Genomic DNA, 19,796 nt, shown 5'->3' with positions numbered 1-19,796 from the left:
GCGGCTCGGCGCTGTTGTCGCCTCGGGCCGTTACCGACGCGTCACGGCAAGGTCGCGATACGCTCGGTCAGGAGCGCGAAGAAGGCGTCGGCATCGCCCGAGCGCACGTAGAAGGCGTTCGGCGCGCGGTCGGTCACGCCCCAGTAGTCGGCCACCGTCATGCCGCGCGTGAGCGCGCTCGCCGTCTCGATCTCCACGTTGATGTGCCGGCCCTCGAAGAGATGGGGCGCGAGGACATAGGCGGTCACGCAGGGGTCGTGCAGCGGCGCGCCGTCCCAGCCGTATTTCCTGAGGTCGTAGACCTCGGAGAAGGAGAGCATGGCCGCGACCGCCTCGCCCGCCCGGTTGCCGAGCCCGGCGAAGGCGGCGATGCGCGGCTTGGTCGAGCGCATCGCATGGGTCACGTCGAGCGGCAGCATGACCAGCGGCACGCCGCTCGCCACCACCATCGCGGCCGCTTCGGGGTCCACATAGATGTTGAACTCGGCGGCGGGGGTGATGTTGCCGACCTCGAAATAGGCCCCGCCCATGAGCACGATGCGCTTCAGCCGGCCCGCGATGTCCGGCGCCTTCTGCAGCGCCAGCGCGACATTGGTCAGGGGCCCGAGCGCCAGAAGGCTGATCGTGCCCGCTTCGTGCGCGCGCACCGTCTCGACGATGAAGTCGACGCCGTGGCCGGGCCGGGCGGCGATCGAGGGCTCGGGCAGGTCCGACCCGTCGAGCCCGGTCTGCCCGTGCACGTGCTCGGCGGTGACGAGCCGGCGCACCAGCGGCCGGTCGCAGCCCTGGATGACCGGCACCTCGGTACGGCCGGCCAGTTCCACGAGCCGCAGGGCGTTGCGCGTCGTGTGATGGATCGGGATGTTGCCGGCGACGGTGACGATGCCGAGCACCTCGATCTCGGCCGGCGAGCCCAGCGCCGCAAGGATCGCCACCGCGTCGTCCTGCCCCGGATCGGTGTCGAAGATCACCTTCTCGGCCATGTCGCGCTCTCCCGCACCTCGTGTCGCCGGCTGGCGATAGCATCGACGGAGCACCGCGTCACCGCGCGCGCTCCAAGGGTCGACCACGCGCGACCGTCATCGCCCGTCATCCTGTATGTTCGTCGTCGTCGACCTCGGGCGACGGCGGATCGACGCGATCCCTGAACGCCGCGATGCAGGGTCCGAGACCGACAGCGAGACGGCGCGCGGCTTCGATGGACGGCTTGGCGAGCGTCGGGTCGAAATTGTCGTAGTCATGGGTCGCGCGATGACGGAACCGCCGGGACTCGTCCACGTCGCGGAAGACGTCCGGTGTCAGGATCGCGGGACGCACATGGCCGGGCGTGTCGACCGCTCTGGACACGCGCCTGACGAGGTCGACATGGGAGTTGCCGCCGACCGGAGGTTCCTCGCCGAGGATTTCGAGGATTCGCCGGAGCGCGCCTTCGAGCGAGGTGTGGGCGGACTGCATGGCATGCAGAAGCGCCATCCGCGCCCGGTACCCGGCGATGCCGTCGTCGTCGAACCCGCCGTCGTCGGCCAGCCAAGCGGCGTTGCCGAAGTGCCGGCATGCCGACGCCAGATCGTCCTCGACCTCGATCCAGCGCACGTCCGTCACGGAAGGAGAAGGCCTCTGCTCATCACCCGTTCGCAGAAAGCGGGCGTGGCGGTCCGCGCGTCGTGGATGTCCAGCGGGACGGCGGTCCCGGCGCAGACATCCTCCGCGAACCGCCAGGCCTGCGGCGTCAGCTCGACGGGAAAATCGACGAGGACATCGAGATCGCTGTCGTATCGCATCGCTCCCGTGACGTAGGATCCGAAGACGACGTAACGTCCGCCATGCCCCCGCGCGTAATCGCGAAGCGCGCGCACCGCGGCATCGGCGGCCAGCGTCCGGCGCGTCGCCTCGTTCCGCTTGCGCTGCGCCAGGGTCGTCGCCTCCGGCGAGCATCGCCCGCTGCCGGACATTTCCTTCCCCCGTGTCTGCAACGGGCGTGAACGATCGTCCGTCATTGCGATCCCATCATCGATATGCCGGATGAAGACGAAGGACCGGCAAGCCCGGCGCCGCACGGAGCGCCACCGCGTCGTCCGGACCCGGATCGGTGTCGAAGATCACCTTCTCGGCCATGTCGCGCTCTCCGCTCTCCCGCACCTCGTGTCGCCGGCTGGCGATAGCATCGACGGCGCATCGCGGCAAAGTGATGGTGACGGCCGGGACGCAGCGCCCTTCTCCCCCGAGGGGAGAAGGGGAGAGCACTGGCGTCGCGGGACGTTCGCCCCCTTGTGCGGCGGCGGAAGGCCGCGGTTCTGCCCTCAGTACGGGCAGGCGCTGTCGGTGGTGAAGTCGTGGACCTTCACGGTGCCGGCGATGATGTCGGCCTTGGCCTTCTCGGCGGCGGCGGTCATCTCGGGCGTCAGGAGCGCCTTGTTGTCGTCGTCCAGGGCGTAGGCGACGCCGTCCTCCTTGAGGCCGAGCATCTGCGTGCCGGCGGTCCAGCTGCCCTTGGCCGCGTCCGCGAAGGTCGCGTAGACGGCGTTGTCGACGCGCTTCACCATGGAGGTGAGGACGTGGCCGGGATGCAGCATGTTCTGGTTGGAATCGACGCCGATGCCGAACTTGCCGGCGTCGGCGGCGGCCTGCAGGACGCCGATGCCGGTGCCGCCGGCGGCGTGGAAGATGACGTCGGCGCCCTGGTCCATCTGCGACTTGGCGAGCTCGCCGCCGCGCACCGGGTCGTTCCAGGCCGCGCCCGTCGTGCCCGTCATGTTCCAGAGGACCTCGGCGTCCGCCCTGGCGGCCTTGACGCCGCCGCGATAGCCGCAGCCGAACTTGGAGATGAGGGGAATGTCCATGCCGCCGATGAAGCCGACCTTGCCGGTCTGCGACTTCATGCCGGCCAGGAGGCCGACGAGATAGGAGCCCTCCTCCTCCTTGAAGAGGATGGAGCGCACGTTCGGCGCCTCGACCACGGCGTCGATGATGGCGAACTTGGTGTCGGGAAATTCCTTGGCGACGGCTTCGAGCGCGGCGGCCTGGCTGAAGCCGACGGAGATGATCGGGCTCGCCCCGTCGCGGGCGAAGCGGCGCAGGGCCTGTTCGCGCTGCGTGTCGTTGACGATCTCGAACTCGCGATAGGCGACGCCCGTCTCCGCCTTGTACTTCTCGGCGCCGTTATAGGCGGCCTCGTTGAAGGACTTGTCGAACTTTCCGCCCAGATCGTAGAGGATCGCCGGCTTGTCGTCGGCCGCCTTCGCGGCGCCTGCGGTCAGGACGGTTGCGGCGAGAAGCCCGGCCAGGAAGCGTTTCATCGAGTCTCGATCCTCGTGTCGCGGGGCGCCCCGTGGCGGGTTCGCCCGCTGGAAAACGGGACCGGACGGGGCGCTTCACGCCCCGGTCCGGGCACGAGGGCGAGACTGGCACGGGCGAGGGCCGATTTCACGTGAAATCTGGCCGCGGTCCGGGCGGCGGAGGCGGGCCTGGCGCGGGCCGCCTCCGCCGCCCGCGCCATGTCCCGCGGTCGCGGACGCCCGGCCTACTCGGCCGCCTGCGTTCCCGCGCCGGCCGGCGTGCCGAGCCCGATCGGGCAGGAGACGCCGGTGCCGCCGATGCCGCAATAGCCGCCGGGATTCTTGGCGAGATACTGCTGGTGATAGGCTTCCGCGTAGTAGAAGGCGCCGGCGGGCTCGATCTCGGTGGTAATGCGGCCCTTGTGGCCGGCCTTCTCGAGCGCGGCCTGATAGGCCGCCTTCGAGGCGAGCGCCGCCTCGCGCTGATCCTCGTCGGCATAGTAGATGCCCGAGCGGTACTGCGTGCCCATGTCGTTGCCCTGGCGCATGCCCTGCGTCGGGTCGTGGCCTTCCCAGAAGGCCTTGAGCAGCGCCTCGTAGGAGATGCCGGCCGGATCGTAGACGACGAGCACCACCTCGTTCTGCCCGGTCTGGCCGCTGCAGACCTCCTGATAGGTCGGGTTGGGCGTGGCGCCGCCGCTGTAGCCGACGGCCGTCACGACGACGCCCGGCAGCTGCCAGAACTTGCGCTCCACGCCCCAGAAGCAGCCCATGCCGAAGATCGCGGTGCGGCTTCCATCGGGGAAGGGCGGCTTCAGGGGCCGGTCGTTCAGGAAGTGGCGCTCGGCCGTCGGCAGCGGTTCGGCGCGTCCGGGCAGGGCGTCCTCGACGCTCGGCAGCTTCATCTTCTTGGTGAACATATCGAGAATGTACATGGTCGTCCTTTCGCGCATGGGGGGCCCGTGCCCTCGCGGCGCGAGAGCGGCGGTCGCGCGGCGCCGCAAGGGCGCCACGCCGGCTTGAGATTCGTCGGGCCCGCGCGGCCTCAGGCCGACAGGCGCCGCAGGCCGGACCGGTGCGGCCGCCGCGACAGCGCGATCAGGACGAGGCCGAGCGCGAAGAGGAGCGGCGAGGCCGGGGCCGCCAGAAGCGTGGCGACGAGATCGGCGATCTGCGGATCGGCCGGCGCGGCGGGGCTGGCGCCGGCCGAGGCGAGGATCTCCGAGACGCTCGCGAGCTCCATGCGCTCGTCGGCGAGCGAGCGGGCGATGTCGCCGATGGCGAGCACCACCGCGAAGGCCGTGGCCAAGAAGCCGAGCGCGCGAATCACGAAGCGCATCCTGTCGTCCTGCAGAGCCGGCCGGCCGCTGTCGCGGAGGGCCGGGAAGAATCCGGAAGGACCAAGATGGGATGTCCGCCCGCCCGCCGCAAGCGCCTCTCGCGGCCTCGTGAATCGCGCGCGAGGCCCGGCGCGCCTTCGCGGACGCGGGATGGGTTTGGTGCGGCGCAGGATTGACGGGGGTCGCGCGATCGCCTGTCATCGTGGTCTAAAGGATGGACCACAGGCCCACCATGGCATCCCCCACCCTCGTCCTCGACCACGCGCCGGACCTCCACGAGAGGATCGTCCGGCGCAACGTGCGCGAGGTCGTGGCCGGCAAGATCGCCAGCCTCATCGATTCCGGTCTCCTGAAGATCGGCGACGACCTGCCGGGCGAGCGGGATCTGGCCGCCGCCTTCCAGGTCAGCCGCGAGACGGTGCGCGGCGGCATCCAGATCCTGGCGGCCAAGGGGCTCCTGACGGTGGTGCACGGCGCGCGCACCCGCATCGCCTCCAGCGCCGTCGGCTCCGAGTTCCGCCGCCCGCGCGAGGCGCATCGCGTCGATGTCTACACGCTGGACGAGATCCATGCCGCGCGGCTCCTCGTCGAGCGCGCGGTCGTCGGCGAGGCGGCGACGCGCATCGAGGCGGGGACGATCGCGTTCCTGCGCGAATGCGTGCGCGCCCAGCGCGCCGTCGCGGACGACCCGTTGCGCTTCCTCATCAGCGACCGCGAGTTTCACCTGGCGGTCTATCGCCTCGCCACGAACCGGGCGCTCGTCGACTTCACCGTCGATCTCTACGGCTTCGTCATCGATTCCAGGCGCCTCGCCGTCGCCGAGCCCGGCGTCGTCGCGCGGTCGATCGCCGATCACGAGGCCATCGTCGACGCGCTCGAACGGCGCGACCGCGAGGCGACGATCCGGGCCTTCGAGATCCATATCGAGCATATCGGCGAGACGACCCGCGCCATGCTGGCGCGCGCCGGGCCGCCATGAGACGCGGCCGCGCCCGGCCGGACGGCGGCGGGCGGCCGGATCGAGACGACAGGCAACGGGCCGGCGGCAAGCCGGCGGGCCGAGGGGCCCGAGGGAGGACGGCATGAAACTACTCGTGATCGGCGCGGCCGGCATGATCGGGGCGCGGCTCGCCGCGCGCATCGCCGCCGACGGCACGCTCGGCGGCCGCCCGGTGGAGTCCATGGTGCTCGCCGACGTCGTCGAGCCCGCCCGGCCGGAAGGCGCGGTGCCCGCCATCGAGACCCATGCCGTCGATCTCTCGGCGCCGGGTTCGGCCGCGATGCTGATCGCGGGGCGGCCCGACACGATCTTCCACCTCGCCGCCATCGTCTCGGGCGAGGCGGAGGCCGATTTCGAGAAGGGCTACCGCATCAATCTCGACGGCACGCGCGACCTCTTCGAGGCGATCAGGCTCGCCGGGCGCGAGGCCCCCTACGCGCCGCGCGTCGTCTTCGCCTCCTCCATCGCCGTCTACGGCGCACCGTTCCCCGAAGCCATTCCCGACGACTTCGCGCTGACGCCGCTGACGAGCTACGGCACGCAGAAGGCGATCGGCGAACTGCTCCTCGCCGACTATTCGCGCCGGGGCATCTTCGACGGCATCGGTCTTCGCCTGCCCACGATCTGCGTGCGCCCGGGCCGGCCCAACAAGGCCGCCTCCGGCTTCTTCTCCAACATCCTGCGCGAGCCGATGAACGGGCAGGAGGCGGTGCTGCCGGTCTCGGAGGAGGTGCGCCACTTCTTCGCCAGCCCGCGCGCGGCGATCGGCTTCTTCCTGCATGCCGCCACGATGGACACCGGGCCCGTCGGCCCGCGCCGCAATCTCGCCATGCCCGGCCTCTCGGCCACGGTCGGCGAGGAGATCGAGGCGCTGCGCCGCATCGTCGGCGAGAAGGCGGTGAAGCTCATCCGCCGCGAGCCGGACGAGACCATCGCCCGGATCGTCTCGGGCTGGGCGCCCGACGTCTCGGCGGACCGGGCGCGCGTCCTCGGCTTCAAGGCCGAGACCACGTTCGACGAGATCGTCCGGGCCCATCTCGAGGACGAGCTCGGCGGCGTGGCGAAGGTCTGACCCCCATGCTCCTCGGCTGCATCGGCGACGACTTCACCGGCTCCTCGGACCTTGCCAACACGCTCACCAAGGGCGGGATGGCGGTGACGCAGTATAGCGGCGTGCCGAAGGGCGCGCCGCAGGCCGGCGTGGAAGCGGGGATCGTGGCGCTGAAGTCGCGCACCGTCCCGGTCGCCGAAGCCGTGCGCCTCTCGCTGGAGGCCGCCGAATGGCTGCTCGAGGCCGGCTGCCGGCAGATCCTCTTCAAGTACTGCTCGACCTTCGATTCGACGCCCGAAGGCAATATCGGCCCGGTGATCGACGCGCTGATGGCGCGCCTTGGCACGACCCACGCCATCGTCTGCCCGGCCTTTCCGGCCGCCGGGCGCAGCCTCTACCAGGGCCATCTCTTCGTCGGCGACAGGCTGCTCAGCGAGAGCGGCATGGAGAACCATCCGCTGACGCCGATGCGCGACGCCGACATCCGGCGCTGGCTGAAGCCGCAGACGACGGGCGGCGTCGGCCACGTGCCGGCGGCGACCGTCTTTCGCGGGGCGGAGGCGATCCGCGCGGCGATCCTTGGCGAGGCCGAGGCCGGACGCGGCCTCGTCGTGGTCGACGCGATCGCCGACCGCGACCTCCTCGAGATCGGCCGGGCGGCCGACGGAATGGCGCTCGTCACCGGGGGATCGGGGGTCGCGCTCGGCCTGCCCGGGAATTTTCGCGCGCAGGGCCTCATCTCGGGCGCCGGGGCGCCGTTTACGGGCAGCGACGGGCCGGCGGCGATCCTGTCGGGCTCCTGTTCCATCGCCACGCGCGGCCAGGTCGAGCGCTACGCGCGGGACGGCCATCCCGTCCTCGCCGTCGAACCGGAGGGGCTCCTGTCGGGCGCCGTGACCGCGCAGGGCGCCGCCGAATGGGCGCTGTCGGCCATCGCGCAGGGCGCGGTGCCGCTCGTGGCGAGCTCGGCCGAGCCCGAGGCCGTGCGCGAAGCGCAGGCGCGCTTTGGCCGCGAGGCCGCGGCCGGTGCCGTCGAGACCTTCTTCGCCGCGCTCGCGCGGGCGCTGACGCGGGGCGGCATCACCCGCCTCGTGGTCGCCGGCGGCGAGACCTCCGGCGCCGTGGTGGAAGGGCTCGGCCTGCCGGCCCTCGCCATCGGGCCGGAGATCGCGCCGGGCGTGCCGGCGCTCAAGGCCGAGGACCGACCGCTCTGGCTGGTGCTCAAATCCGGCAATTTCGGCGCCGAGGACTTCTTCTCCACCGCGCTCTCGGCGCTGAAGGCGGGCCGGCCGTGAGCGGCGAGGCGAGACTGCGCGAGGCCATCGCGGCCCTTGCCGTCTCGCTCTTCGAGCGCGGCCTGACGCACGGCTCGACCGGCAACATCTCGGCGCGCACGGAGGACGGCGGCCTTCTCGTGACGCCCACCGGCTCCTCCTTCGGGCGGCTCGACCCGGCGCGCCTCAGCCGCTTCGACGCCGCCGGCCGCCATGTCGGCGGCGACCGGCCGACCAAGGAGATGCCCCTCCACGAGGCCTTCTACGAGACGCGGCACGGGGCCGGGGCGGTGGTGCATCTCCACTGCGCCCATTGCGTGGCGCTCTCGACGCTGCCCGAGGCCGACGAGGAGGATTTCGCTCCGGCGCTGACGCCCTATTCGGTCATGCTGCTCGGCCGGGTGAAGCTCCTGCCCTTCTTCGTGCCGGGCGATGCGGCGATCGGCGCCGCGATCCGGGGCCTGGCCGGCCGGCACGCGGCGGTCATGCTCGCCCATCACGGGCCGGTCGTCGCCGGCCGGACCGTGGAGAGCGCCGTCAACGCCGTGGAGGAGCTGGAGGCGACCGCGCGCCTCGCGCTCCTCACGCGCGGCCTCGGCGCCCGGCGCCTGACGCCGGACCAGGTCGAGGCCGTCACCACGCGGTTCGGAGACCCCGCATGATCCGCCTCTCGGCCAATCTCGGCTTCCTGTGGAACGACCGCCCGCTGCCCGACGCGATCCGCGCCGCCAAGGCCGCCGGCTTCTCGGCCGTCGAGTGCCATTGGCCCTATGGCGAGGAGGCCGGCGCCGTGGCGGCCGCCCTTGCCGAGACGGGGCTTCCCATGCTCGGCCTCAACACGGCCAAGGGCCGGCCCGGCGAGTTCGGCCTCTCGGCGCTGCCCGGGCGCGAGGAGGAGGCGCGCGCCGCGATCGACGAGGCCTTCTTCTACGGGGCCTCGATCGGCGCGCGCGCGGTCCACGTCATGGCCGGCGCCTCCAAGGGCGTGGCGGGCGCCGCCGAGACCTTCGACGCCCATCTGCGATATGCCTGCGATCGCGCCGCGACGCGCGGCATGGGCGTCCTCATCGAGCCGCTGAACCACCGCGACGCGCCCGGCTACTTCCTCGACACGCTGGAAGGGGCGGCGGCGATCGTTCGCCGGCTCGGATGCCCGGACCTGTCGATCATGTTCGACTGCTATCACCTGCAGATCATGGGCGGCGACCTGATCCGGCGCTTCGAGGCCCATCGCGACCTGATCGGCCACGTGCAGATCGCCGCCGTGCCGAGCCGGGCCGAGCCGGACGAGGGCGAGATCGATACGCCACGGCTCCTGCGGGCCTTCGACGCCGTCGGCTATGCCGGTTTCGTCGGGGCCGAATACCGCCCGCGCGGATCGGTGGAAGAGGGTCTCGGCTGGATGGCGTCCGTGGTCTAACTCCGTCCGCACCAGAGGAGGCGAGAGACATTCGTCGGGGCTTTCAAGCATCCGGTGCGGATGATCGCGTCATGCTGACTATAAAATCGGCGTATCGAAAATAAAAACCGGGGTTCTTCCGGCGTAATATGAAAGACTTCGTTGCTTCGACTGGGGCAATGAATTATGAAGAGGGAGCTTTGGTTCGGGAGGGCCGGAGCGGCCGAAGCAGAATGCCGGAACGGCACGATCGGTAAAGCCGGGCCAGCGGGTTCGGCGCCAGGGAGGATGAATGGCGGTGGAGGAGCAATCCCGACCGGCCGGCCCCGTCGCGGTGCTCGGTCTCGGCTCGATGGGTCTCGGCATGGCGCGCTCGGCGCGTGGCGCCGGGCTCGACGTCGTCGGCTTCGACGTGGCCGAGGCCTCGCGCCGGGCCTTCGCGAGCCAGGGCGGGCGAGTCGCAGAGAGCGCCGGCGCGGCCGCGGCGGGAGCGGGCGTGGTGCTGAGCGTCGTCGTCAACGCCGCGCAGACCGAGGCGCTGCTCTTCGGGCCGGACGCGGTCGCCGAGGTCATGGCGCCCGGCGGCACCTTCGTCTCCTGCGCCACGATGGACCCGGACGTGGTGCGGCGCCTGGCGGCGCGGCTCGAAGCGTCGGGCCGGCACTATCTCGACGCGCCGATGAGCGGCGGCCCGGTCCGGGCGGCCTCGGGCGAACTCACCGTCATGGCCTCGGGATCGCCCTCCGCCTTTGCCGGCGCCCGGGCGCTGCTCGACGCCGTCGCGGCCAAGGTCTACGAGCTCGGCGAGGCGCCGGGCGCCGGCGCGGCCTTCAAGATGATCAACCAGCATCTGGCCGGCATCCACATCGCCGCCGCCTGCGAGGCCGTCGCCTTCGCCGCGCGCCAGGGGCTCGATCTGGCCAGGGTCTACGAGGTCATCACGGCCTCGGCCGGCAATTCCTGGATGTTCGAGAACCGCGTGCCGCATATCGTGGAGGGCGACTACGCGCCGAAAAGCGCGGTCGACATCTTCGTGAAGGATCTCGGCATCGTGGAGGACATGGCGCGCGCGGCGAAGTTCCCCGCGCCCGTGGCCGCCGCCGCGCTGCAGATGTTCCTCGCCGCCTCGGGCGCCGGCATGGGGCGCGACGACGACGCCTCGCTCGCCCGCGTCTACGCCATGCTTTCCGGCACGCGCCTGCCGAACCAGAAGGAATCCGCCGCTTGACGAGCACCTCCCCTTCCTCCCGCATCGCCCTCGTCACGGGCGGCGGCACCGGCGTCGGCAAGGCGATCGCCGCCGCGCTCGTCGAAGCCGGCTGGACGGTGGTCGTCACCGGGCGCCGCCTCGCGGTCCTCGAGGAGACCGCCCGAACGCTCGGGTCCGGCGCCGTGGTCCCCATGGCCGCCGATATCGGCGATCCGGCGGCGGTGAACGCCCTCTTCGAGGCGATCGAGGACCGGTTCGGGCGCCTCGACCTCCTCGTCAACAATGCCGGCACCAACGTGCCGCCCGTCGCCCTCGAGGACGTGACCTTCGACCAGTGGCAGACGATCCTCGCCGCCAACCTGACGGGCGCGTTCCTGTGCACGCAAGGAGCCTTCCGGCTGATGAAGCGGCAGGTGCCGCGGGGCGGGCGCATCGTCAACAACGGCTCGATCTCGGCGACGACGCCGCGCCCGAACTCGGCGCCCTACACCGCCACCAAGCACGCCATCGCCGGCCTCACCAAGTCGACGGCGCTCGACGGGCGGCCCTTCGACATCGCCTGCGGCCAGATCGACATCGGCAACGCGGCAAGCGACATGACGGCCAAGATGTCCTCCGGCGTCCTGCAGGCGGACGGGCGCGTGGCGCCCGAGCCCACCATGGATCCGGCCGCGGTCGGGGCGGCCGTCGTCCACATGGCGGGCCTGCCGCTCGACATCAACATCCTGACGCTCACCATCATGGCCACCAAGATGCCCTTCGTCGGGCGCGGATAAACGAGGCGGGCCGCAAGGCCGGCACGAGGCCGAGAAGGCCCGCCGGCCGCTCGTCCAAGGGGAGGAAGTTCACGCATGGCCTCGGTCGATTTCGTCGACGTCCGCAAGTCGTTCGGCTCGCATTCCGTCATCAAGGGCGTCAACGTCCATATCGACGACGGGGAGTTCGTCATCCTGGTCGGCCCCTCGGGCTGCGGGAAGTCGACGCTCCTGCGCATGCTGGCGGGGCTGGAGCACATTTCCGGCGGCGAGATCCGCATCGGCGAGCGCGTCGTCAACGACGTGCCGCCCAAGGACCGGGACATCGCCATGGTGTTCCAGAACTACGCGCTCTATCCCCATATGTCGGTCGCCGACAACATGGCCTTCTCGCTGAAGCTGAAGGGCGCCCCGCAGTCCGAGATCGACGCGCGCGTGAAGCCCGCGGCCGAGATCCTCGGCCTTTCCCACCTTCTCGACCGCTTTCCCCGCCAGCTCTCGGGCGGCCAGCGCCAGCGCGTGGCCATGGGCCGGGCGATCGTGCGCGACCCGCAGGTCTTCCTCTTCGACGAGCCGCTCTCCAACCTCGACGCCAAGCTGCGCGTCTCCATGCGCACGGAGATCAAGAATCTCCACCAGCGCCTGACGACGACGACGGTCTACGTGACGCACGACCAGATCGAGGCCATGACCATGGCCGACAAGATCGTCGTGATGCAGGACGGGCGCATCGAGCAGATCGGCGCGCCGCTGGAGCTCTACGACCGGCCGAACAACCTCTTCGTCGCCGGCTTCATCGGCTCGCCCGCCATGAACATGATGCCCGGCCGGCTCGACCCGAACGACGCCACGCGCTTCCTGACCAAGGACGGGCTCTCGCTGCCGCTCTCGCCCGGCCATCGCGGCACGCCGGGGCAGGACCTCGTCTACGGCGCGCGGCCCGAGGCGATCGTGCTCGGCGGCACGATCCCGATGGAGGTGCAGGTCATCGAGCCGACCGGCTTCGAGAGCCAGGTCCTCGGCAAGCTGGGCGCCACCTCCGTCACCTGCGTCTTCCGCGAGCGCATCACGGCGCGGCCGGGCGAGCGCATCGACGTCGCGATCGATCCGGCGGCGGTGCATCTTTTCGATGCGGCGAGCGGCATGCGCCTCTAGGCGCGCGCCCTCCAAAAAGACAGCGCGGCGGGCTCGGGATCCCGACCGCGTCCTTCCACCAACGACATCCCGCCGTTTGAGGAAACGACCATGATCACCCGCAGAACCGTACTCGCCGGCACGGCCGGCCTTCTCGCCGCCTCGGCCTTCAACGGCCCGCTCGGCGCCTTCGCGCAAGGGGCGCCGACCTTCAAGCCCGAGGAGGGCGCCTCGCTGCGTCTCCTGCGCTGGGTGCCCTTCGTGCCCGCCGAGGAGGCGGCCTTCATCGCCAACACGCAGAAGTTCACCGAGGCGACGGGCGTCCAGGTGCGCATCGACAAGGAGAGCTGGGAGGACGTGCGCCCGAAGGCCGCCGTCGCCGCCAATGTCGGCTCGGGTCCGGACATGGTGATGAGCTGGTTCGACGACCCGCAGCAATATCCCGACAAGCTCGTCGACGTGACCGATCTCGGCACCTCGATCGGGGCCGCCAATGGCGGCTGGTATCCGGGCCTCGAATCCTACGCCAAGCGCGACGACAAGTTCATCGCCCTGCCGCTCTGCGCCATCGGCAACGCGGTCGTCTACCGCGACAGCCACATGAAGGCGGCCGGCTTCTCGGAATTTCCCAAGGACACCGCCGGCTTCCTGGAACTGTGCAAGGCCATGCAGGCCAAGGGCACGCCCGCCGGCTTCCCGCACGGCAAGGCGGTGGGCGACGGCAACAACTACGCCCACTGGCTCCTGTGGAGCCACGGCGGCAAGATGGTCGACGAGAGCGGCAAGGTCGTCCTCAACAGCCCGGAGACGCTCGCGGCCGTCAAATACGCCATGGAGCTCTACAAGACCTTCATCCCCGGCACCGAGAGCTGGCAGGACGTCAACAACAACCGCGCCTTCCTCGCCGGCCAGGTGTCGCTGACGGCCAACGGCGTCTCGGTCTACTACGCCGCCCTGAAGGATCCGGCGATGAAGGAGATCGCCGACGACATGCGCTCGACCAACCTGCCCATCGGCCCGGTCGGCGAGAGCGTGGAACTGCACCAGACCTCGACCATCTCGATCTTCCGCCACACCAAGTATCCGGAAGCGGCCAAGGCCTATCTGCAGTTCCTGTTCCAGGCCGACAACATGAACGCCTGGATCGAGGGCGCCAGCGCCTATTGCTGCCAGCCGCTCAAGGCCTTCGAGGCGAACCCGGTCTGGACGTCGAACCCGATCCACGCGGCCTATGCCAAGGCCTCGGCGAGCCTTCGCCCGAACGGCTATGCCGGCCCGCTGGGCGCGGCCTCCGCGGCGGCCATGGCCGACTACGTCCTCGTCGACATGTTCGCCGAGGCCGTCACGGGCCAGTCCACGCCCGAGGACGCCATCGCCAATGCGGAGCGCCGGGCGAACCGCTACTACCGCATCTAGACCGGCCCGACCGGGGCCGCGCGGCCCCGCCCGCTCCGGGCCGATCGGCGCCCGTCCTCTCCCCTTGAAGGGGAGAGGATCGCCCGACGAGCCGGACGCGGCGAGGCGATGCTTCGACGGCCGGCGGCGCGAGCCGCGCCACGCCCCTGCGCCTGCCGGCGCGCCTCCCCTTCGGGGAAGGCGCGGTCCGGATGCCGATCCCGCGGTCCGGTTCGCCGGCCGCAAGCCAGACTTTCCCTCCCTTGCGAGAGGCCGCCGCCATGTCCGTTTCCACCGCCTCGCCACCGCGCGCGGCCCGAGCCTCGTTCTTCGAGCGCCTGTCGCAGAGCCGCAACGGGCTCGGCCTCCTGTTCATGCTGCCGGCGGCCGTCTTCCTCCTGTGCTTCCTCACCTACCCGCTGGCGCTCGGCATCTGGCTCGGCTTCACCGACACGAGCATCGGGCGCCCCGGCGTCTTCATCGGGCTGGAGAACTACGCCTACCTGATGGAAGATCGGGTCTTCTGGCTCTCGGTGTTCAACACCGTGTTCTACACGACCATCGCCTCGATCCTGAAGTTCGGCCTCGGCCTCTGGCTGGCGGTGATCCTCAACGAGAACCTGCCCTTCAAGAACTTCTTCCGCGCCATCATCCTCCTGCCCTGGGTCGTGCCGACCGTCCTGTCGGCGCTGGCCTTCTGGTGGATCTACGACGCGCAGTTCTCGATCATCTCCTGGCTTCTGATGAAGGCGGGGCTGATCTCGGCGCCCATCAACTTCCTCGGCGATCCCTGGAACGCCCGTTTCTCGGTGATCGCCGCCAATGTCTGGCGCGGCATTCCCTTCGTGGCGATCTCCCTTCTCGCCGGCCTCCAGACCATCCCCGTCTCGCTGCACGAGGCGGCAGCCCTCGACGGCGCCACCTCCTGGCAGCGCTTCCGCCGCATCACCCTGCCGCTGCTGACGCCGATCATCGCCGTGGTGATGACCTTCTCGGTCCTCTTCACCTTCACCGACTTCCAGCTGATCTACGTCCTCACCAAGGGCGGGCCGGTGAACGCCACGCATCTCATGGCCACGCTCTCCTTCCAGCGCGGCATTCCCGGCGGCTCGCTCGGCGAGGGCGCGGCCATCGCGGTGGCGATGGTGCCCTTCCTGCTCGCCGCCATCCTGTTCAGCTTCTTCGGTCTGCAACGCCGCAAATGGCAGCAGGGCGGCTCGGATTGAGGACGAAACGATGACCGCGACCCATACCGAACCCACCGGCGGCCACATCACCGACGACATCGTCGGCATGTCCCACCACGACACGCCGGCGCGCAAGATCCTGGTGATCTACCTGCCGCTCGCCGTCTTCATCTTCGTGCTGCTCTTCCCGTTCTACTGGATGGCGATCACGGCGGTGAAGCCGAACGACCAGCTCACCGACTATTCGGCGCACAGCCCGTTCTGGGTCGTGGCGCCGACGCTCGACCACATCAAGTATCTCCTGTTCGAGACCTCCTATCCCGGCTGGCTCTGGAACACGGTGATCGTCTCGACCTGCTCGACCGTCATCGCGCTGGCGGCCTCCGTCTTCGCCGCCTATGCCATCGAGCGCGTGCGCTTCACGGGATCGCGGGTGACGGGCCTTCTCGTCTTCCTCGCCTATCTCATCCCGCCCTCGATCCTCTTCATCCCGCTCGCCTTCATCGTCTTCCAGGTCGGCATCTTCGACTCGCGCCTCGCGCTGATCCTCACCTACCCGACCTTCCTCATCCCCTTCTGCACCTGGCTCCTGATGGGCTATTTCCGCTCCATCCCCTTCGAGCTGGAGGAGAGCGCGCTGGTCGACGGGGCGACGCGCTGGCAGATCCTGACGAAGATCGTCCTGCCGCTGGCCGTGCCCGGCCTCATCTCGGCCGGCATCTTCGCCTTCACGCTGGCCTGGAACGAGTTCATCTACGCGCTGACCTTCATCCAGTCCTCGGAGAACAAGACGGTGCCCGTCGGCGTCCTCACCGAGCTCGTGCGCGGCGACGTCTACGAATGGGGCTCGCTCATGGCCGGGGCGCTGATCGGCTCGCTGCCCGTCGTGATCCTCTACTCGTTCTTCGTGGACTATTACGTGTCCTCGATGACGGGCGCCGTGAAGGAATAGGGCGCCTTCGAGGCGCTCCGGTGCCTCGGTCCGCCTCCTGACGTGTCCGACGCCGTTCGGACCCGTCAGGCCCCGGCGCGCCGCGTGTCCGCTTTCGCGAGGCGTCCGGTCCTTCAGCTCCGGGCGCCAGGGCCCGCGCCTCCCACCTGGCGTCCCCGACCCCGTGCCTGATCCCGCCGCGCGTTTGGAATGACGTTCCCTGGCATGGACCGCACGGCGCTTGAGCGTCTTTCAGAATCGCATGAGCCGTCCCGAAGGGTCGTTCCAAGGCGAGCCGGTATGAAACGGCACTCCTGTCCGGATCTCGGCCGACCCGATCCGCACGCGACGCCTTCCGTCACGCCGCCGGACCCGAGCCGGACGCCGCATATTTCTCCGCCCATCCGGGATGGCCGGGCCGCAGCCTTGCGCGGGGATTGCGAGGGCGCCACCCCAATCTTCGCCGTCCCGTCGATTGGTGCTTGAACGAACGGGGGTTCCGGCTATAAGTCCGCCTCGTTCGAAGGTGGCCAGCCTTCCGGCGGCCCCCGAAGGCCGCCCGGCCACCCCCGCCGCGGCCCGTTCCGCCCGGCGGTCTACGAACGAAACGGACAGGTGGCCGAGTGGTTGAAGGCGCACGCCTGGAACGCGTGTATACGGGAAACCGTATCGAGGGTTCGAATCCCTCTCTGTCCGCCAGTTTCCCGTCGCGAACTTTCAGCGACGCGCGTTGAGCGACGAATTTATCCCAAGTTTCAAAGGGGTTTACTAAAGCCGCCCGAACCTCAGAGACTGGCGCAGCGCCGATTTTTGGTCTCTAAACGACTTTCGTCTCTTTCTGAACGAACCTCACCTGATTTGGTTCGATCACGAAAAGCGTTGCATTTTCCTTTCGTTGCGGAATTGACTCGCCCGAACTTTTTGCAGCCGTTTCATCGCCAGGCATGAAAATTGAGACACCTGAAGTGGGCGTTACGGCGCGCAAGACGGCGCAGTCCCACGAGGACGAGTGTCGTGCGTCACGAGAGGTGAAGTAGGAGGTCGAGGTGGCGAGATCAAACAAGTTGGACGGTCAAAAGGTGCCCGAGGTGCCTGCCGAACGTCTCCTTGAGACCATCCTGGAAGATGTCATCAAGGCGGCTGCTATGCCGTTTGATGAGTGGTGGGCGCTGAGCCGATTCCCCCTGGTGCCTCTCGCCATTCCAGTCGATTCGGAGCAGGAGTATCGCGTCACGCAAGTTGGCGTGGATGCCGCTCACCGGCTCACTGGACAGACGTGGGATCGACGGGAGGATTTCCGTCAGACCATCGCCCGCTCCGAGTTCGACAAACTGTCGTTCCGCTCAATTGGCGAAACGATCCGCAATTGCCGTTCGCACCTTCCGATCGACGCTGCAGAGCAACACAATACGGTCGTAAACGATTGCTTCTTCGCCGCCATGGCCGCAGATTATGAGCGCATCCTCGATAGGCTTGCCGATGCCGCCCGGCCAGATGTCCATCGCCATATCCCGTGCCACTTGTTTCACGCCGACCAAGGAGTGCGGCCGTTCTCCATTGGGCCGGTCGAGTTTCTGCCCCGGGAAGCCTGGATTGCGCGGTATGTAAGCAACCCGGCCCAACTTGAGCATATCCAAAAGGTCGAGAGCGGGGAGATCAGATACGACGAACTCCGTGATCAAGCGCTTACACCCAACAGCGATGGAGACCTTCACAGAGCTTGGGAAGTCCTGAGTTCGCTCCGGAACTTCGAATGGGTTGCGACGATCAGAATGGAAGGCCACGCACTCAACCAGTCGCACAATAAAGCTTCGATCATCATCGGCCTGGCGATCGATGCAATCGGGTTGCGTTTCCAGGTGGAGGACGCGCGGCGGTTCACAAAAGCCGGACGGCAACACCTCTTCGCAGAAGACCGACTGGCGACCTCGTCCAGTGGTGCCTTCTTGAGAGGCTCAAGCGTGCAGATTCCGGGGTTGGGCTCCGCACCCGGCGCGCTCGCCGCGAAAGTGCAGGCTGAGCGACCATTCCTCGACGCAGCGGGCAAAGTTCTCAGCGCCTATGTGCAGGGCCGACAGACAGGCCGGGGGCCGCATGTAATCGAACGTTGGGCAAACGCGCTATACTGGGTTGGCGAGGCGCGGCGGGAAGCCTCGGACTTCATGGCGGTGGTCAACTATGGTTGCGCAGCCGACGGGCTGTCGGGGGCTGGTGGCGATGCTGCGACAATGACGACCTTCTCGGAAGCCGCACTTAATCCCAAGGGGCAGCCGACCCCATCGGAGTCGCTGAGCATCGCAGACGCCGTCACCAAAGTGTACCGGGAGGGCCGCAATAAGCTCGCTCATGGGGAAATGGCCGGCCTTCTTGAAGATCTCTCTGAGACTCGGGCGATCGGAGACGCGCTTCTCGCTAATCTGTTCGACGCCGTCACTTTCGAACTGGCAGCAGTAATAGACAACCGGCCCGAGATCCTCGCTCTGGGTGAAAAGCATGCTTACCGCGCCTTGGAGGCCAGACTGAAGCAGCGTCCCTGATTTTCTTGTTCTTGAAATTCGTCAGCTCCGCCCTGGTTCTCACATGCAGTCCTATGGACGGGCGGGTCTACTTAAGTGCCTAAACCGAAAACCATGTCTATCTGATCCGCCCACGGTCGGTCCGCGACCGCGACGAGGTCGTTCAACGAAAGCGCGGGCGGCACGCGCCTGATGACGAGGTGTTCATGCACCTCCGGCGACAAATAGGCGAGCCGCATCATCCGGCTTACGAACCGGTCGGAGACCTTCTCGGCCGCTGCGATGTCCTGAATCGTGGAAGCGGCGCCCGTTTCCAACTGCCGCCGCCAGCTCCAGGCGCGGGCGATGGCGCGAAGCACATGCGGATCCTGTGCCCGTCCATCCCGCAAGCTCAAATCGTCGGGCGGCAGGATCTTCGGTCGCCCGTTGCGTTTGCGGATCGTCAGCGGGATGACGACGCGGATGGTGTCCTTCGTGCTGGTCATGCGCAGGCCTCCGTCTGGCAGGACACCATCATGTCTCTCAGGACCGACCCCAGCCCCTCCTGACGCAGATCGACGGCGATGCCATCTTCGCCGACGGTCACCCGCTCAACCAGAAGCTGGACGATGCGGGACTGTTCCGCCGGATAGAGCGCCGCCCAGAGCTGGTCGAACTCGCCGAGCGCTTTCACGACTGCCTTCTCATCGACGGTCGGGCTCTCCTCGCGAAGGGCTTTGATCGTTCGGGCCACGATCTCGGGCGCGCGGATCATGCGGCGAATTTCGCCGACGACCGCATCCTCGACCATACCTGCGGGCAAGCGCAGCGGGCCTGAAGTCTCGCCGGTCGGGCGGTTTCGGATCAGGTCCATCGATGCGTAGTAGCGGTAGAGACGCGTGCCCTTCTTCGTCGCGGTCGGCGTCATCGCCGTGCCCGTTTCGGTGAAGATGATCCCTTTCAGCAGGGCCGGCGTCTGGCGGCGGGTGTTTTTCGCCCGCAGGCGCGGGCTTTCCTGCAGGATGCTGTGAACCTTGTCCCAGAGGGTCTGATTGATGATGGCCTCGTGTTCGCCGGGATAGGAGGTACCCTTGTGGACGGCTTCGCCGAGATAGACTCGGTTGTTGATGAGCTTGTAGAGGAAGCCCTTGTCGATCAGCTTGCCGCGCTTGTTCAGAACGCCCTCGGCCGCGAGCGCTTTCGCCAGCGTTGTCGCGGAGCCGATGGCGACAAAACGCTCGAAGTGTTGATTTCCACTGAGAGCTGACCCAGGCAGCTTCGGTTTTTCCATCGAGAATTGACCCATGTTTGAACTCGTCTCCACGCCATCGGTGCGGGGACATCGGAGTG

At 68.7% G+C, this 19,796-nt stretch carries 20 protein-coding genes and 1 tRNA gene; 13 read left to right on the top strand and 8 right to left on the bottom strand.

Annotation, left to right across the window (positions count from 1 at the left end; genetic code table 11):
- Positions 1-41 precede the first annotated feature (41 nt).
- The 6 genes from ASG48_RS14850 to ASG48_RS14825 form a co-directional block, all read right to left on the bottom strand.
- Positions 42-983: a nucleoside hydrolase gene (locus ASG48_RS14850; RefSeq protein ID WP_055851455.1), complete on the bottom strand. Its 942-nt coding sequence runs from the start codon at positions 981-983 to the stop codon at positions 42-44.
- Between the two features lie 106 nt (positions 984-1,089).
- Positions 1,090-1,602, bottom strand: coding sequence for a hypothetical protein (locus tag ASG48_RS14845; RefSeq protein ID WP_055851452.1), 513 nt, complete (start codon positions 1,600-1,602; stop codon positions 1,090-1,092).
- Positions 1,599-1,952 carry a nucleotidyltransferase domain-containing protein gene (locus tag ASG48_RS14840; RefSeq protein WP_055851449.1) on the bottom strand — a complete coding sequence of 118 codons (354 nt, stop codon included), beginning with the start codon at positions 1,950-1,952 and terminating at the stop codon, positions 1,599-1,601. The genes ASG48_RS14845 and ASG48_RS14840 overlap by 4 nt, the downstream gene beginning before the upstream one ends.
- Before the next feature lie 348 nt (positions 1,953-2,300).
- Positions 2,301-3,296, bottom strand: a complete 996-nt coding sequence (locus ASG48_RS14835) for a BMP family ABC transporter substrate-binding protein (protein ID WP_055851446.1) — start codon at positions 3,294-3,296, stop codon at positions 2,301-2,303.
- Positions 3,297-3,520: 224 nt separating this feature from the next.
- Positions 3,521-4,210: a peptide-methionine (S)-S-oxide reductase MsrA gene (gene msrA, locus ASG48_RS14830; protein ID WP_055851444.1), complete on the bottom strand. Its 690-nt coding sequence runs from the start codon at positions 4,208-4,210 to the stop codon at positions 3,521-3,523.
- A gap of 110 nt (positions 4,211-4,320) precedes the next feature.
- Positions 4,321-4,614 (bottom strand): hypothetical protein, encoded by a 294-nt coding sequence (locus ASG48_RS14825; RefSeq protein WP_055851441.1) that lies wholly within the window; start codon positions 4,612-4,614, stop codon positions 4,321-4,323.
- Positions 4,615-4,847: 233 nt separating this feature from the next.
- On the opposite strand from ASG48_RS14825, the gene ASG48_RS14820 reads away from it, so the two are divergent.
- From ASG48_RS14820 to ASG48_RS14760, 13 genes are all read left to right on the top strand, one after another.
- On the top strand, positions 4,848-5,594 hold the full coding sequence (locus tag ASG48_RS14820) for an FCD domain-containing protein (RefSeq protein ID WP_055851438.1): 747 nt from the start codon (positions 4,848-4,850) through the stop codon (positions 5,592-5,594).
- 103 nt (positions 5,595-5,697) lie between these two features.
- Entirely contained in the window at positions 5,698-6,687 is a 990-nt protein-coding gene (gene denD, locus ASG48_RS14815; RefSeq protein WP_055851436.1) for a D-erythronate dehydrogenase, read from the top strand.
- Positions 6,688-6,692: 5 nt separating this feature from the next.
- Complete coding sequence (gene otnK / locus ASG48_RS14810; protein WP_055851433.1) at positions 6,693-7,961, top strand: 3-oxo-tetronate kinase; 1,269 nt, start codon at positions 6,693-6,695, stop codon at positions 7,959-7,961.
- Positions 7,958-8,602, top strand: coding sequence for an aldolase (locus ASG48_RS14805; RefSeq protein ID WP_055851430.1), 645 nt, complete (start codon positions 7,958-7,960; stop codon positions 8,600-8,602). The genes otnK and ASG48_RS14805 overlap by 4 nt, the downstream gene beginning before the upstream one ends.
- A complete protein-coding gene (locus ASG48_RS14800) occupies positions 8,599-9,360 on the top strand; it encodes a TIM barrel protein (RefSeq protein ID WP_055851427.1) in 762 nt (253 codons plus the stop codon). The genes ASG48_RS14805 and ASG48_RS14800 overlap by 4 nt, the downstream gene beginning before the upstream one ends.
- 271 nt (positions 9,361-9,631) lie before the next feature.
- Positions 9,632-10,567, top strand: a complete 936-nt coding sequence (ltnD, locus tag ASG48_RS14795; RefSeq protein ID WP_055851424.1) for an L-threonate dehydrogenase — start codon at positions 9,632-9,634, stop codon at positions 10,565-10,567.
- A complete protein-coding gene (locus ASG48_RS14790; RefSeq protein WP_055851421.1) occupies positions 10,564-11,325 on the top strand; it encodes an SDR family oxidoreductase in 762 nt (253 codons plus the stop codon). Before ltnD ends, ASG48_RS14790 begins: the two co-directional genes overlap by 4 nt.
- Positions 11,326-11,400: 75 nt before the next feature.
- The gene (gene ugpC / locus ASG48_RS14785; protein WP_055851418.1) at positions 11,401-12,459 is read left to right on the top strand and encodes a sn-glycerol-3-phosphate ABC transporter ATP-binding protein UgpC; all 1,059 of its coding nucleotides are present in this window, start codon (positions 11,401-11,403) and stop codon (positions 12,457-12,459) included.
- 90 nt (positions 12,460-12,549) lie between these two features.
- Positions 12,550-13,854, top strand: a complete 1,305-nt coding sequence (locus ASG48_RS14780) for an ABC transporter substrate-binding protein (protein WP_055851415.1) — start codon at positions 12,550-12,552, stop codon at positions 13,852-13,854.
- Positions 13,855-14,114: 260 nt separating this feature from the next.
- Positions 14,115-15,059, top strand: coding sequence for a sugar ABC transporter permease (locus ASG48_RS14775; protein ID WP_055851411.1), 945 nt, complete (start codon positions 14,115-14,117; stop codon positions 15,057-15,059).
- Between the two features lie 67 nt (positions 15,060-15,126).
- Complete coding sequence (locus tag ASG48_RS14770; RefSeq protein ID WP_156381638.1) at positions 15,127-15,972, top strand: carbohydrate ABC transporter permease; 846 nt, start codon at positions 15,127-15,129, stop codon at positions 15,970-15,972.
- Between the two features lie 588 nt (positions 15,973-16,560).
- Positions 16,561-16,650, top strand: a tRNA-Ser gene (locus tag ASG48_RS14765).
- 365 nt (positions 16,651-17,015) lie between these two features.
- Entirely contained in the window at positions 17,016-18,488 is a 1,473-nt protein-coding gene (locus ASG48_RS14760) for a hypothetical protein (protein ID WP_244486912.1), read from the top strand.
- A gap of 71 nt (positions 18,489-18,559) precedes the next feature.
- Here the strand turns inward: ASG48_RS14760 and ASG48_RS14755 are convergent, their stop codons facing one another.
- Positions 18,560-18,952, bottom strand: coding sequence for a hypothetical protein (locus ASG48_RS14755; RefSeq protein ID WP_055851406.1), 393 nt, complete (start codon positions 18,950-18,952; stop codon positions 18,560-18,562).
- On the bottom strand, positions 18,949-19,796 hold an 848-nt coding region (locus ASG48_RS14750), incomplete at its 5' end, for a recombinase family protein (RefSeq protein ID WP_244486911.1). The genes ASG48_RS14750 and ASG48_RS14755, both read right to left, overlap by 4 nt.

The organism is Aurantimonas sp. Leaf443 (assembly GCF_001425575.1).
Taxonomy (GTDB): Bacteria; Pseudomonadota; Alphaproteobacteria; order Rhizobiales; family Rhizobiaceae; genus Leaf443.
The sequence above is the reverse complement of the archived record's forward strand: the minus strand, read 5'-3'. Positions and strand labels throughout refer to the sequence as shown.

Excerpts from the sequence above, each read along its gene's own strand:
- ASG48_RS14850 (WP_055851455.1), bottom strand. The coding sequence starts at position 983 with ATGGCCGAGAAGGTGATCTTCGACACCGATCCGGGGCAGGACGACGCG.
- ASG48_RS14840 (WP_055851449.1), bottom strand. The coding sequence starts at position 1,952 with ATGTCCGGCAGCGGGCGATGCTCGCCGGAGGCGACGACCCTGGCGCAG.
- ASG48_RS14835 (WP_055851446.1), bottom strand. The coding sequence starts at position 3,296 with ATGAAACGCTTCCTGGCCGGGCTTCTCGCCGCAACCGTCCTGACCGCA.
- msrA (WP_055851444.1), bottom strand. The coding sequence starts at position 4,210 with ATGTACATTCTCGATATGTTCACCAAGAAGATGAAGCTGCCGAGCGTC.
- ASG48_RS14825 (WP_055851441.1), bottom strand. The coding sequence starts at position 4,614 with ATGCGCTTCGTGATTCGCGCGCTCGGCTTCTTGGCCACGGCCTTCGCG.
- ASG48_RS14820 (WP_055851438.1), top strand. The coding sequence starts at position 4,848 with ATGGCATCCCCCACCCTCGTCCTCGACCACGCGCCGGACCTCCACGAG.
- denD (WP_055851436.1), top strand. The coding sequence starts at position 5,698 with ATGAAACTACTCGTGATCGGCGCGGCCGGCATGATCGGGGCGCGGCTC.
- otnK (WP_055851433.1), top strand. The coding sequence starts at position 6,693 with ATGCTCCTCGGCTGCATCGGCGACGACTTCACCGGCTCCTCGGACCTT.
- ASG48_RS14800 (WP_055851427.1), top strand. The coding sequence starts at position 8,599 with ATGATCCGCCTCTCGGCCAATCTCGGCTTCCTGTGGAACGACCGCCCG.
- ltnD (WP_055851424.1), top strand. The coding sequence starts at position 9,632 with ATGGCGGTGGAGGAGCAATCCCGACCGGCCGGCCCCGTCGCGGTGCTC.
- ugpC (WP_055851418.1), top strand. The coding sequence starts at position 11,401 with ATGGCCTCGGTCGATTTCGTCGACGTCCGCAAGTCGTTCGGCTCGCAT.
- ASG48_RS14780 (WP_055851415.1), top strand. The coding sequence starts at position 12,550 with ATGATCACCCGCAGAACCGTACTCGCCGGCACGGCCGGCCTTCTCGCC.
- ASG48_RS14775 (WP_055851411.1), top strand. The coding sequence starts at position 14,115 with ATGTCCGTTTCCACCGCCTCGCCACCGCGCGCGGCCCGAGCCTCGTTC.
- ASG48_RS14770 (WP_156381638.1), top strand. The coding sequence starts at position 15,127 with ATGTCCCACCACGACACGCCGGCGCGCAAGATCCTGGTGATCTACCTG.
- ASG48_RS14755 (WP_055851406.1), bottom strand. The coding sequence starts at position 18,952 with ATGACCAGCACGAAGGACACCATCCGCGTCGTCATCCCGCTGACGATC.